Origin of the sequence: Mesorhizobium sp. ESP-6-2, from assembly GCF_020164675.1 — a bacterium.
Classification (GTDB): domain Bacteria; phylum Pseudomonadota; class Alphaproteobacteria; order Rhizobiales; family Rhizobiaceae; genus Mesorhizobium.
Genome location: NZ_JAIUGT010000008.1, coordinates 269,276 through 282,663, shown reverse-complemented (window position 1 = coordinate 282,663; position 13,388 = coordinate 269,276). Strand labels below are relative to the sequence as shown.

Sequence of the window (13,388 nt, the reverse complement as noted above, 5' to 3'; positions counted from 1 at the left end):
GGCTAGCCTGCCTTCTTTGCCGAGCGGGTCGAAGCCACGATCCCGATGCCGGGCAGCTTGCCCGATGCGAGTAGCGCGCCCGCCTCGGCGGCATCCTTCGGACCGGCGAGACGGAAATCGATGCCGTCGGGCAGCATGGCGGCAAAGCCTGCGTCGACAATGCCCCTGGCCTTCAGGCTGTCAGGGGTATCGTTGTCGAAGAATGCATCAGTCTGCTTGATAAGCAACAGCGCGTTCGCGCCAAGCTTCCCGGCAAGCCAGGCGGCCAGGGAATCGGAGGTAATGTCCCAAGAGGCCGGAACGTCCGGTGCCGGCAGCGCCAGTGACGACGGCAGCCACACCGGGACCTTCCCTTCGTCCAATGTTCGCACAATCTCCTCCAGCGATCGTGCCGGCGTCAGTCTTTCGTCCCGATCGAGGATGACGTGGCCGAACTGCTCCATGGCGAGGATCGCCATGGCATGTGCGGCGGTGTCGGAAAAATCCATGCGGGTCTGCGTCTCGCGCACCTGGTCGGCAAACAGGCCGCCGCCGGGCACGATGACGATCGGTAACCTGGAACCCGCCAGCGCCGCGATCCAGCTCGTCATTTCCGCCGCATGGGCAGTGCTGCCGCCAAGCTTGACGACGGCCCGCCCGAGGACGTCGGAGCCTTGCTGGCGCGGCCGGGAAATACTGCTTCTGTCTTTCCGGCCGGCAGAGCCGGAGGCGACACCGCGTCTTGCCGCTTGGCGCTTGCGTTCGATCTCGACGCCGACACCGCCAGGCCCGAGCTCGAGTTTTTCCACCCTTACCGTGACGCGCACGACGCGCTGGTTCTCCAGAACGTGCGCCGCCACTTGCTCGGCCAAAGCCTCGCTGAGCTGAATGTGTCCCCGCGCGACGATGGTGCGAATGCCATCCATGATGATGTCGTAGGAGAACACATGGCGCATGTCCTCGGGATGGTCGGTGACTTGCAGCACGTCGGCGATCACATCAAAGCGCACCTTTTGAGTATGGCCATGCTCGAAGCTGTAGGCACCGATCTGGACCGGCAGAACAAAATCCCGCACGAAAATCCTATCCGTGCCCAGTGTCGGATCAGTGCCCGGCGAATAGCCTCTCGCTGCCAACAGGCGATAGTCGATGCTCGATTTACCGCCTGTCCCAGGCTCTGCCGGGACCAATTCGCGAATCTGCGAGACCGCCTCGGCGCTGATTGAACCCGCGCGGCCGGCATCGCCACACAGCGCGCCGCGAAAGCCGAGGAAATCGGGAGCGAAAGGCAATAAGCGTGGAATATCCGGGGCTTCGAGCGATCCGCTCAGGCCAACCATCAGACCGAGCGACTTCGCTCGATCGACGAATCCCGGAATGCGCTCCGGTGGCAAATGGTCGAGCAGCCGGCCCTTCCCCTTCTGCGCCGTATCAACCATCACGCCGTGGAAGCGGTGCCTGCCGAACACCGGCAGGAACTCGAAGTCCGGTGCAAGATCGGCAAAGAGCACAGCGATCAACTTCGTTCGCGCGGCGAGCGGTTCCAGCGCCTCCGCGCAGGCAGGGATGTCAGCCGATGGGAAAAACCCGATCTTGACATAATCCACGCCGGTCGCCGCGATCTCTTCAGCCTTGGCGCGGATCGTTTCGGGTTCCATCGGCAGGTCGCCGCAGACCGCGCTGACCGGAGCCCGACCAGCGATGAACGAAATCGTTCGGCGGATGGTTTCGGTGGACACCGCGCCCAGCGCTCCCGCCTTCGGGTCCTTCAGATCGACGATGTCGACACCGCCCGAAAGAACGATCTCCGCCTCTTCGATACCGGTGACGCTGGCCAACATTCTGGTCATTTGAACAGTTTCTCCAGCTTGGAGGCCAAGATCTTTTTTTGTTCCTCGTCCGCGCGATTCTCACGCACATCGCGGATGACAAAGCTGCGAACGACCTCGAAATCGAAGGTGGCAATCTTTTCAGCCGCCATGGCATGTTTGTCAAAAAGACATCGAGCCAGGGCAGGCGCGAAAAGTCGTCCGATAGGGTTTGATAAATTTTGCGGGTCGGCTAAGTTGACCATGGGCACCTGGACTTGGCGCTGCTCCGACAACCGTCGGATCTCAGCGCGAGAATGGGTAATTACTATCGATGACGAGCGCGGTGCCGGGCACTCTCGCCGCCTTTTTGTGCTTTTTTTTCCTGACCGTCAACGCTCCGGGGGCGATAGCCCAGGAAGCGGCGGCGAAGCCGGAAAAAAAGATCACTGAAATCAAGATAGGTTATTTGCGGGCCTACGCGCCGCAACTGACGCTTTCCATGCTCGACCTGCCGCCGCGTGACGAAGGTGTCGCCGGCGCCAATGTGGCAATCGGCGATAACAACACGACCGGAAAGTTCACCGACCAGAAATTCAGCCTCGACGTGACCGAGATCAAACCCGAAGCCGACGCGGTCCAGGCATTCGAGGACCTGATCGCCAAGGGTGACCACTATGTCGTCGCGGACCTCTCGGCCAAACAATTGCTGTCGATCGCCGATATCGCCCGCGACAAGGGCGTGCTGATCTTCAACATCGGTGCCACCGACGACAGCCTGCGCGAGGAGGACTGCCGCATCAATGTTTTTCATATCGCACCGACGCGCAGCATGCTTGCCGATGCGCTGGCGCAGTATCTCATGGTGAAGAAGTGGCCGAATTGGGTGCTGCTCTACGGCTCGCATGAGCAGGATCATCTCTACGCCGACGCGTTGCGCCGCGCGGCAACCCGTTTTGGTGGCCAGATCGTCGCCGAGAAGGAATTCAAGGACACCGGCACGGCCAGACGTACCGATACCGGCGCCACGCAGATACAGCAGCAGATTTCCGTATTCACGCAGGATCTGCCGGAGCACGACATTGTGCTTGTCGCCGACGAAAGCGAGGTGTTTGGGACCTACGTGCCCTACCGGACCTGGACGCCGCGGCTGGTCGCCGGCACGGCCGGGCTTGTTGCATCGTCATGGCATCCCGCCAGCGAGCAATGGGGCGGCATCCAGATGCAGAGCCGCTTCCTGAAGACAGCGGGCCGGCGGATGCTTTCAAAGGACATGTCGGCGTGGACAGCAGTGCGTGCCGTCGGCGAAGCCACCACGCGCACCAAAGGCGACGATGCGAAAAAAATCAGCGACTACATCCGGTCGGGCGATTTCTCGGTTGCCGCCTTCAAGGGACAGAAGCTCACCTTCCGCAAATGGAACCTCCAGCTTCGCCAGCCGATCCTGCTTGGCGACACCAAGTCGGTCGTGTCGACATCGCCGCAGGAGGGCTATCTCCACCAATTCTCCGAACTCGATACGCTCGGTATCGATCAGCCGGAAACGAAATGCGTCCTCAAGTAGGGCCAATGGGGAGGAATTTGCGTGCAGACACGAGCTTGTGCATTCGCCATTCTCGCGGCCGGCCTCACGGCCAGTCCGGCATCGGCCTATACGGCCTACGTTTCCAACGAGAAGGACAACACGATGACGGTCGTCGACACGGCCACCATGCAGGTGGTGAAGACCGTCGAGGTCGGCCAGAGACCACGCGGCATCACCATCTCGCATGACGGCAAATTCGTTTATCTCTGCGCCAGTGACGACGACACGGTCGAAATCATCGACACCGCGACGCTGCAGATCGTCGGCACGCTGCCATCCGGCCCCGATCCCGAATTGTTCGTGCTCTCGCCTGACGGCAAGACGCTCTATATCGCCAATGAGGACGACAACCTCGTCACCGCCATCGACGTCGAGAGCAAGCAGGTCATGGCCGAGATTCCAGTCGGCGTGGAACCGGAAGGCATGGGTATCAGCCCTGATGGCAAGACCATGGTCAACACCTCGGAAACCACCAGCATGGCGCATTTCATCGACACTGGCACCCACGATGTAACCGATAATGTATTGGTCGACACGCGCCCGCGCTTTGCCGAATTCAAGCCGGACGGCTCGCAGGTCTGGGTCAGCGCCGAGGTCGGCGGCACCGTCAGCGTCATCGATAACGCCAAACGCGAAGTGGTGAAGAAGATCCAGTTCGCGATTCAGGGATTGCGGGCTGAGACCATCCAGCCGGTAGGCATCGCCATCAGCGCCGACGGCAAGAAAGCCTATGTCGCGCTCGGCCCGGCGAACCATGTCGCCGTGGTCAATACCGACACCTACGAGGTCGAGAAATACATCCTCGTCGGCCAACGCGTCTGGCACCTGGCCTTCACACCCGACCAGAAAACGCTGATCACGACGAATGGCAACTCCAACGACATCACGTTCATCGATACGGCGACCGACGAGCCGGTCCAATCGCTCACCGTGGGCCAGCAGCCTTGGGGTGTGGCCATTTCGCCCAAATAGCAGACATTGATCTAGGGGAGGATCGTGACATGAAATTTCGCCATAGGTTTATCTTCGCCGCGCTCGCCGGATTTGTACTTGCTCCGATCGGCGCAAGCGCGGATGACGCAACGCCAAAACCCTCGCGTGCCAGCAAGAACCTGCCGGAATTGATTATCGGCTCGGCCGATTCCACCTATGCCGTCAATCAGAAGGATTTCGAACTGATCGCCGGCCAAGGCTATCGCTGGAAGATCACCTCCAAGAGCGGTTTCGAATACAAGTTCGTGACCGACCTGTTCCGCAATGTGTGGATGGACCAGATCGTCATCGACGATCTGGAGGTGCATATGGACGGCGGACCGGCCTGGCTGGAATTCGACCACGCGGGAACGATCCAGGTGCAATTCCACACAGTTCGCCCGGGCGAATATACCTGGTCGGTTCCCGACCTCGCCGACAAGGGCCTGAAGGGCAAGATCACGATCAAGTGAGACCAAAGGCAACCAGGCGCGCTAGATAGCAGTGCGTCCTGCCAACGCGTCCTGAAGGAGCGATCCGGGCATGCAGCATGTGAGGACAAGCGGACCGGGAGACGAGGCGCCGGCGCTCGAGGTCAGTGCCGTCAGCCACTCCTATGGACCGAAGCGGGCACTCAACGAGGTTTCGTTCTCGATCTTGCCGGCGACGTTCACCGTCCTGCTCGGCCTCAACGGGGCTGGCAAGACAACGCTGTTCTCCCTGATCAGCCACCTCTACGACACGCGTCACGGGTCGATCCGCATCTTCGGCCACGACATCCGCAGCGCGTCGGGCGAAGCGCTCAGACGGGTCGGCATCGTGTTCCAGGCGCGCACGCTCGACCTCGATCTCAGCGTCTACCAGAATCTCTCCTACCATGCCTCGCTGCATGGCATTGGCGGACGCGAAGCCCGGCAGCGCATCGCCGCGCTGCTTGACACTGTCGACATGCAGGGCCGCCAGCATGACAAGGCGCGCAGCCTCTCCGGCGGTCAGATGCGGCGCATCGAGATCGCCCGGGCGCTGCTTCACCGACCTTCCCTGCTCCTGCTTGACGAAGCGACCGTCGGCCTCGACATCGAGTCGCGCGCCGGCATCCTCGCCACCATCCGCAAGCTCGTCGAAATCGATGGTATCGGCGTGCTCTGGGCCACGCATCTGATCGATGAAGTCGACGATACCGATCATGTCGTCGTGCTGCGGCGGGGTGACCTGGTCGCCAGGGGCAAGGTGTGGGATGTCGTCCAGGCAAATGGAGGAAATTCCATTCGCGATGCCTTTTCGAAGCTCAGCCGCGTCGACGCGGCAGGCATGGCGGAGACATCGTCATGAGCGCTCCTGCGATGCCCGGAAAAGGCGTCGGCATCAAACCGGTAGGGTCTGAACCATTCGGCCTCCGCCACTATCTCATTTGCCTGAAAGGCATCGTCCTGCGCGAGTGCCTGCGCTTCCTGCACCAACGCGAACGGTTCATTTCCTCACTGGTGCGGCCGCTCGTCTGGCTGTTCATCTTCGCCGCCGGCTTCCGCCAGGTGCTCGGCGTGTCGATCATCCCTCCCTACAAGACCTATGTGCTCTACGAGGTCTACATCACTCCGGGTCTGTGCGGCATGATCCTGCTGTTTTCCGGCATGCAGTCTTCGCTGTCGATGGTCTACGACCGCGAGATGGGCAATATGCGCATCCTGCTGGTCAGCCCATTTCCGCGCTGGTTCCTGCTGGTGTCGAAGATGTTGGCCGGCGTGGCCGTGTCGATCGTGCAAGTCTACGCATTCCTGATCGTCGCCTGGTTGTGGGGCGTCAGGGCGCCGCCGCTCGGCTATCTCTACGTGCTGCCGGCACTGTTTCTGTCGGGCATGATGCTTTGCGCGCTCGGCATGCTTTTGTCGTCCATGATCAAGCAGCTCGAAAACTTCGCCGGCATCATGAACTTCGTCATCTTTCCCGGCTATTTCGCGTCTCCGGCGCTGTATCCTTTGTGGCGCATCCAGGAGGCAAGCCCCCTGCTCTACAAGATCTGCCTCGCCAATCCGTTCACCTATGCCGTCGAACTGATCCGCTTCGCCTTCTATGGGCAGATCGACTGGCTGTCGCTGGGCGTCGTCGCCGGTTGCACTCTGTTGTTTCTGGGCGGCGCCATCATTGCATATGATCCTTCGCGCGGCCTGATGACCCGCAAACAGGACACGGGAGGAAACGGCTGATGGCGCGAATGAGACTTGTGCACACCCTGGTTCTGGTCGCCATGCTTGTCCCGATGGACGCCAGGGCGGCAAACACCGATCCCGACTGGCCCTGCATGCAGCGCAAGGTGCCGCAGCTCTCGCTCGGCCAGATCTGGAACGGGCCGGAGCTTCCCCCGGCGGCGAAGGATTGGTCGAAGGATTCGGGCGTCTCCGCGCTGGTCGAGGCGGTGGCGGCCCGACGGACGCCGATTGCCGAAGCCCAGAAGGAGATCAAGGACTTTGCGGCTTCTCTGCCGGCGGAGCAGGTCGCACCAAAGATGGCGATGCTGGTGCAGGGAATGTTCGATCACATGGACGCCGAGCGTTCGCACGTGATTTCCGGCATTTCCCGCTATGCCCACAAACAGCTCGAAATGGCGGCTGAATTGCGCAAGGAAGCATCCGACGTCGACGCCCTGCGTGCCAAAGCCGACGCCGATCCGGACGAAGTCGAACGGCGTACCGACCAGTTGAATTTCGCGACGCGCATTTTCAACGAACGTGTCCAGTCGCTGACCTATGTCTGCGACGTGCCGACGATCATCGAGCAGCGGCTCTATCAATTATCGAGGACCGTCTCGGAAACGCTCGGTCAGAAGAAATAGACCTTCAGTCGACCTCGCGACGGATTTAACGTCCCTTAGGCCATCGACACGTCTGGCGTCTCGCTCTGGTAGATCTGCGAGCGTCGTGCGGCAGCCCATCCCGCTCAGGTATCGGGATAAAGCTTACCGAACAGGGGCAGATACATCGCGCCCTTGCGCATCAGGAAATCGTTGAACGTAGCCATGGCCGGCGAGATTGCGTGATCGGTTCGTATCACCGAGAACCATTGTCGGCGGATCGGCATGCCGACAACGTCGAGGATGACAAGCCGGCCAGCTTCCGTTTCCGCGGCGATGGTGTGGGCAGAAATGAAGGCGATGCCCAGACCAGCCATCACCGCCTGCTTGATCGTTTCGTTCGAGCCCATCTCGACACCGAGTTCGTCGATGCGGCCAGGCACGTCGCTCAGGAATATTTCCAGCGAGATGCGGGTTCCGGAGCCGGGCTCGCGAATAAGGAAATGCTCCTCGGCGATGCGCTCCTTGGAGATATCGCGCGCCGCCGCCAGCGGGTGTTCGGGCGGCGCGATGATGACCAGCGGGTGATCGCCGAAGACCGAAGCACGCACCGGCACCTCTTTCGCCGGGCGCCCCATCAGCGCGATGTCGATGTCGTGATTCTTGAGGTTGTCGATCGTCTGGGCACGATTGCCGATGGCAAGCCGCATGTCGATGTCGGGATGTTCCTTCATGAACGCAGCCATCAACCGCGGCGCGAAATACTTGGCGGTGGAAACGACGCCGAGCCTCAAGCTACCGGTACGAACGCCCTTGATGGCGTCGATCTTGTCTTCGAGCAGACCGAGATGCTCCTCGATCGCCTGCGCCGCCTCAACGACGGCCAAACCTGCGGCAGTGGGACGCATGCCGTCAGACGTCCTGTCGAACAGAGCCAGTTGGAATTCTTCCTCCATTTGCCGCAACTGAATTGTCAGTGCTGAAGGAGACAGACCTAACGCCTTGGCCGCACTCACAATTTTTCCGTGCTTGATGATGGCCTGGATGGTCTTGAAATGCTTGAGCGTGAGGTTTCTCATGCCTGATACTAAATTATTTTTAGTATCAACGTAAAGTTATTGAATTTTACTTATCGAGTGTCGTTTGTTTTCATTCCCCCGATCCAGCCGATCCGAGGAGACGCAGCTGGATCGGGAGGTTACGATGCCAGCGGCAACGCTCGACGCTTTTCTGAACTCCTATCTCGGCCCGCCGGACGAACTCCGCTCCGCGGTCGTAACGACCGTCCGTCAGCTGACACAGGCCGCCAGCAAGGTCCGCAGTACCATCAATCAAGGTGTGCTCGGCGCCGCCTTTGCCGGGACCCGTGGCGCCAACGCCGACGGCGATGTCCAGAAGGATCTCGACGTCTTCTCCGACGAAATCTTCCTCGACGCCATGCGCCACGCTCCGGTCGCGCTTTACGCTTCCGAGGAGCTGGAGCAGCCGGTCCTGCTCGACAGGCAAGCACCACTCGCCATTGCCATCGACCCGCTCGACGGCTCTTCCAACATCGACACCAATGTGTCGATCGGAACGATCTTCTCGCTGTTGCCCATAAATGGCGCGCCGGATGCCGATCCGGCCGCCTCTTTCCTGCAGGCAGGCGCGAATCAGCTAGGCGCCGGTTTCTTCATCTATGGGCCGCAGCTGGCGCTCGTCCTGTCGCTCGGCAGCGGTACGCATATCTTCGTCCTATCGGCCAGGCTCGGCACCTTCGTCCAGGCCTACGAGAGCCGGATCATTCCGCAACGCACCCAGGAGTTCGCCATCAACGCCGCCAACTACCGGCACTGGGACGAGGCCGTGCGGCTCTATGTCGACGACTGCCTGGAGGGCACCGAAGGACCGCGAGAGAAGGATTTCAACATGCGCTGGATCGCCTCCCTGGTCGCCGACTGCTACCGCATATTGATGCGTGGCGGCGTGTTTCTCTACCCCGGTGACCGGCGCAAGGGCTACGGTCAGGGACGGCTGCGCCTGGTCTACGAGGCCAACCCGATTGCCTATCTCATAGAACAGGCTGCCGGTGCGGCCACGGATACGATCAACCGCATCCTGGACATCGAACCCGACAGCCTGCACCAGCGCGTGCCGGTGGTCTTCGGGTCGGCGCGGGAGGTCGCGCGCATCACCCGCTACCACACCGAGCCGAGCAACATCGGCGAACGAGCGCCGCTGTTCAGCCGCCGTGGCCTGTTCAGAGCCTGAGCAGCACCATGTCAGCCAAGCATCCCATCATCACCATCACTGGCTCGTCGGGCGCCGGCACCACCTCGGTCAAGCGTATCTTCGAGCTGATCTTCCGGCGCGAGAACATTGAGGCCGCGTTCATCGAAGGCGACGCATTCCACCGCTACGACCGCGCCGCGATGAAGGCAAAGGTGGCTGAAGAGGAGAAGGCCGGCAATCCGAACTTCACCCACTTCCATGCCGCGGCCAACGAACTCGGGATTCTCGAAGAGGTGTTCGCGGAATACGGCCGCCGGGGATCCGGAAGAACCCGCACCTACGTCCATGACGAGGAAGAGGAAAAGCAGTACGGCACGCCACCGGGAAGCTTTACCGAATGGCGCGAGTTCGCTCCCAGCGACCTGCTCTTCTACGAGGGGCTGCACGGCTGTGTCGTCACCGACACGATCAATTTGGCGAAGCATGCGGATCTCAAGATCGGCGTCGTGCCGGTCATCAACCTCGAATGGATCCAGAAGATCCATCGCGACCGTTCGACACGTGGCTATTCCACCGAGGCGGTGATGGACGTGATCCTGCGCCGGATGCCCGACTATGTCCGCTACATTGTCCCGCAATTCTCGCAGACCGCCATCAATTTCCAGCGCGTGCCGATTGTCGATACGTCCAACCCCTTCATCGCGCGCTGGATTCCGACGCCCGACGAATCGATGCTGGTTATCCGCTTCGCCAATCCGCGCGGCATCGATTTTCCCTATCTGCTGTCGATGATCCACGACTCGTTCATGTCGCGGCCAAATTCCATCGTGGTGCCAGGCAACAAGCTCGACCTTGCCATGCAGCTGATCCTGACGCCGCTCATCCTGCAGTTGATCGAACGCAAGAGCCGTGTGTCGTGAGGAGGACGCCATGACCAGCCAAACAGCACTGAAGCCTGCCGCCGCCGTCGTCTCGGAGCTCGACATGGCGAACGCCATTCGCGTGCTGGCGATGGACAGCGTCCAAAAAGCGAATTCGGGACATCCCGGCATGCCGATGGGCATGGCCGATGTCGCAACGGTGCTGTTCAACCGCTTTATCAATATCGATCCATCCAGGCCGGACTGGCCGGACCGTGACCGTTTCGTGCTTTCAGCCGGCCATGGCTCGATGCTGCAGTACGCGCTGCATTATCTGCTCGGCTATGAAGACATGCCGATCGAGGAGTTGCAGCGGTTTCGGCAACTGGGCAGCCGCACGGCCGGACATCCGGAATATGGCCACGCTCTTGGTGTCGAGACCACCACCGGCCCGCTCGGACAAGGCATTTCCACGGCGGTCGGCATGGCGCTGGCGGAGCGCATGCTTGCTGCCCGCTACGGTGCCGATCTGGTCAACCATCATACCTATGTGATTGCAGGCGACGGCTGCCTGCAGGAAGGCATCAGCCACGAGGCGATCGACCTCGCCGGCCACCTGAAGCTTTCCCGCCTGATCGTCTTCTGGGACGACAATGCGATCTCCATTGACGGGCCAACCTCCCTGTCCACGTCGATGGACCAGCCGGCGCGTTTCAAAGCCGCCGGCTGGGATGTCCAAACGGTCTCCGGCCACGACATGGAAGCTGTCGCCGCGGCTATCGAGGCGGCGCGGCGGTCGGATCGACCGTCGCTGATTGCCTGCCGCACTGTAATCGGCAAGGGCGCCCCCAACCTCGGCGGCTCGGAGAAGACGCATGGCGCGCCGCTGGGCGAGGCAGAGATCGCCGCGACGCGCGAGAACATCGGCTGGACCTTCGCGCCGTTCGAGGTGCCGGACGACGTGCTTTTCGCCTGGCGCGAAATTGCCGGCCGCGGCGAAGCGATGCGGGGCGTCTGGGAGCAGCGGCTTGCCGCCTCGCCGCAGCGAGAGGCCTTCGAGAACGCGGTCGACGCCAGACTGCCCGACGCGGTCTTCGAAGCGCTCGATGCCTTTCGCCGCGAGCATGTCGAGAAGGCAACCAAGGTGGCAACGCGAAAAGCTTCCGAAATGGCGCTGGAGGTCGTCAACGGCGCCACGGAGTTGACCGTCGGCGGCTCGGCCGATCTGACGCACTCGAATCTGACGATCACCAAGGGCATGAAACGCATTGCGCCGAGCGACTATGCCGGCCGCTATATTCACTACGGCATTCGTGAACACGGCATGGCCGCCGCCATGAACGGCATCGCACTGCATGGAGGCTTCGTGCCCTATGGCGGTACGTTCCTCTGCTTCGCGGACTATGCGCGTGGCGCGATACGGCTCTCGTCCCTCATGGGCCAGCGCGTCATCTACGTCATGACGCATGATTCCATCGGCCTCGGCGAGGACGGCCCGACGCATCAGCCGGTCGAGCACCTGGCGATGCTGCGTGCGACGCCGAACCTCAATGTCTTCCGCCCAGCGGATATCATCGAAACGGCGGAGTGCTGGGAACTCGCGCTGAAGAGCAGGGATCGGCCGAGCGTCCTGGTGCTGTCGCGCCAGAACCTGCCGATGCTGCGCGAGGCGCACAGCGATGCGAACCGCTCCAGCCAGGGCGCATACATCCTGCGCGAACCAGCCAGACACCGCGCCGTCACCCTGATCGCCACCGGCTCGGAGGTCGAGATCGCGGTTGCTGCCGCCGAAAGGCTGGAGACCGAGCATGGCGTCGCCGCCGCTGTCGTCTCGATGCCGTGCTGGGAACTTTTCGAGGAGCAGGAAAACGCCACCCGCAAGGCCGTTCTCGGCTCCGCGCCGCGCGTCGCGGTCGAAGCGGCAGCCCGGCTGGGCTGGGACCGCTGGGTCGGCGAGACGGGCGCTGTCGTCGGCATGGCCGGCTTCGGCGCCAGCGCCCCTGCCCCCGATCTCTACCGGCATTTCAACATAACGTCCGAAGCGGTTGCCGCGGCGGCGCTGAAGCTCATCGTCTAGGAGGACCCACAATGGCCCGCATCACCCTTCGCCAGCTTCTCGACCATGCCGCCGAGCATGGCTACGGCGTCCCTGCATTCAATATCAACAACATGGAACAGGGCCTCGCAATCATGGAGGCGGCCAAAGCCTGCGACGCGCCTGTCATCATCCAGGCCTCACGTGGCGCCCGGTCCTATGCCAACGACGTCATGCTGGCCAAGATGATGGAGGCATTGACTGAAATGCACCCGGCCATTCCGCTGTGCATCCATCAGGACCACGGCAACGACGAGGCCACCTGCCTTTCCGCGATCCGCCACGGCTTTACCTCGGTGATGATGGACGGATCCCTGATGGCAGATGCCAAGACGCCGGCAAGCTATGCCTACAACGTCGCCGTAACCGAACGCGTCACACGCATGGCGCATTGGGTCGGGGCTTCCGTCGAAGGCGAACTGGGCGTGCTCGGATCGCTGGAAACCGGCCAGGGCGAGGCCGAGGATGGCCACGGCGCCGAGGGCGCGCTCTCCCACGACCAACTCTTGACCGATCCCGATCAGGCGGTCGACTTCGTGGCCGCAACCCAGGTGGACGCGCTGGCGATCGCCTGCGGCACCTCGCACGGGGCCTACAAATTCACCCGCAAGCCGGACGGCGACATACTGGCCATGCAGGTGATCGAGGCGATCCACGAGAAGCTGCCCAACACGCATCTGGTCATGCATGGCTCTTCCTCGGTGCCACAGGAACTGCAGGACATCATCAACAAATATGGCGGCGAGATGCCCCAGACCTTTGGCGTCCCGGTGGAGGAGATCGAGCGCGGCATCCGCTACGGCGTGCGTAAGGTCAACATCGACACCGATTGCCGCATGGCCATGGCCGGGCAGTTCCGCCGCGTCGCGACGGAGAATCCGCGCGAGTTCGATCCCCGAAAATTCCTGAAGCCCGCCATGGACGCCTTGCACGATCTTTGCCGAGACCGCTTCGAGCGTTTCGGCACGGCGGGTAACGCCTCGAAGATCAAGGTCATCGCCATGGACGAGATGGCCAAACGCTATGCCGCGGGAAAACTCGCGCCACATATCGCAACCGCGAAAGCCGCCTGAGCAACAAACAGGAGACC

Annotated in this window: 13 protein-coding genes; 10 read left to right on the top strand and 3 right to left on the bottom strand. The window is 61.8% G+C overall.

Annotation, left to right across the window (positions count from 1 at the left end):
- Window positions 1–2: 2 nt before the first annotated feature.
- Both LB532_RS21735 and LB532_RS21730 read right to left on the bottom strand, forming a co-directional pair.
- A complete protein-coding gene (locus LB532_RS21735) occupies window positions 3–1,829 on the bottom strand; it encodes a (5-formylfuran-3-yl)methyl phosphate synthase (protein ID WP_224557154.1) in 1,827 nt (608 codons plus the stop codon).
- On the bottom strand, window positions 1,826–2,083 hold the full coding sequence (locus tag LB532_RS21730; RefSeq protein ID WP_140642647.1) for a hypothetical protein: 258 nt from the start codon (window positions 2,081–2,083) through the stop codon (window positions 1,826–1,828). The genes LB532_RS21735 and LB532_RS21730 overlap by 4 nt, the downstream gene beginning before the upstream one ends.
- Window positions 2,084–2,121: 38 nt before the next feature.
- Between LB532_RS21730 and LB532_RS21725 the strand changes: the two genes are divergently transcribed.
- The 6 genes from LB532_RS21725 (at window position 2,122) to LB532_RS21700 (ending at window position 7,174) form a co-directional block, all read left to right on the top strand.
- A complete protein-coding gene (locus LB532_RS21725; protein WP_140642645.1) occupies window positions 2,122–3,351 on the top strand; it encodes an ABC transporter substrate-binding protein in 1,230 nt (409 codons plus the stop codon).
- Window positions 3,352–3,372: 21 nt separating this feature from the next.
- Entirely contained in the window at window positions 3,373–4,344 is a 972-nt protein-coding gene (locus tag LB532_RS21720; protein ID WP_140642643.1) for a YVTN family beta-propeller repeat protein, read from the top strand.
- A 29-nt stretch (window positions 4,345–4,373) separates the two neighbouring features.
- Window positions 4,374–4,817: a hypothetical protein gene (locus LB532_RS21715; RefSeq protein ID WP_140642642.1), complete on the top strand. Its 444-nt coding sequence runs from the start codon at window positions 4,374–4,376 to the stop codon at window positions 4,815–4,817.
- Window positions 4,818–4,887: 70 nt separating this feature from the next.
- On the top strand, window positions 4,888–5,676 hold the full coding sequence (locus LB532_RS21710) for an ATP-binding cassette domain-containing protein (protein ID WP_140642640.1): 789 nt from the start codon (window positions 4,888–4,890) through the stop codon (window positions 5,674–5,676).
- Window positions 5,673–6,548: an ABC transporter permease gene (locus LB532_RS21705; protein ID WP_140642639.1), complete on the top strand. Its 876-nt coding sequence runs from the start codon at window positions 5,673–5,675 to the stop codon at window positions 6,546–6,548. The genes LB532_RS21710 and LB532_RS21705 overlap by 4 nt, the downstream gene beginning before the upstream one ends.
- The gene (locus LB532_RS21700) at window positions 6,548–7,174 is read left to right on the top strand and encodes a hypothetical protein (protein WP_140642638.1); all 627 of its coding nucleotides are present in this window, start codon (window positions 6,548–6,550) and stop codon (window positions 7,172–7,174) included. The genes LB532_RS21705 and LB532_RS21700 overlap by 1 nt, the downstream gene beginning before the upstream one ends.
- Before the next feature lie 104 nt (window positions 7,175–7,278).
- On the opposite strand, the gene LB532_RS21695 is transcribed toward LB532_RS21700, so the two are convergent.
- Window positions 7,279–8,211: a LysR family transcriptional regulator gene (locus LB532_RS21695; RefSeq protein WP_140642637.1), complete on the bottom strand. Its 933-nt coding sequence runs from the start codon at window positions 8,209–8,211 to the stop codon at window positions 7,279–7,281.
- Window positions 8,212–8,335: 124 nt separating this feature from the next.
- On the opposite strand from LB532_RS21695, the gene LB532_RS21690 reads away from it, so the two are divergent.
- From LB532_RS21690 to fba, 4 genes are read left to right on the top strand one after another with little or no spacing between them, the layout of a single operon-like run.
- A complete protein-coding gene (locus LB532_RS21690) occupies window positions 8,336–9,382 on the top strand; it encodes a class 1 fructose-bisphosphatase (protein ID WP_140642635.1) in 1,047 nt (348 codons plus the stop codon).
- 8 nt (window positions 9,383–9,390) lie between these two features.
- The gene (locus LB532_RS21685) at window positions 9,391–10,263 is read left to right on the top strand and encodes a phosphoribulokinase (RefSeq protein WP_140642634.1); all 873 of its coding nucleotides are present in this window, start codon (window positions 9,391–9,393) and stop codon (window positions 10,261–10,263) included.
- 10 nt (window positions 10,264–10,273) lie between these two features.
- Complete coding sequence (gene tkt / locus LB532_RS21680; protein ID WP_140642632.1) at window positions 10,274–12,280, top strand: transketolase; 2,007 nt, start codon at window positions 10,274–10,276, stop codon at window positions 12,278–12,280.
- Between the two features lie 11 nt (window positions 12,281–12,291).
- Window positions 12,292–13,371, top strand: a complete 1,080-nt coding sequence (gene fba, locus LB532_RS21675) for a class II fructose-bisphosphate aldolase (RefSeq protein WP_140642631.1) — start codon at window positions 12,292–12,294, stop codon at window positions 13,369–13,371.
- Window positions 13,372–13,388: the final 17 nt, after the last annotated feature.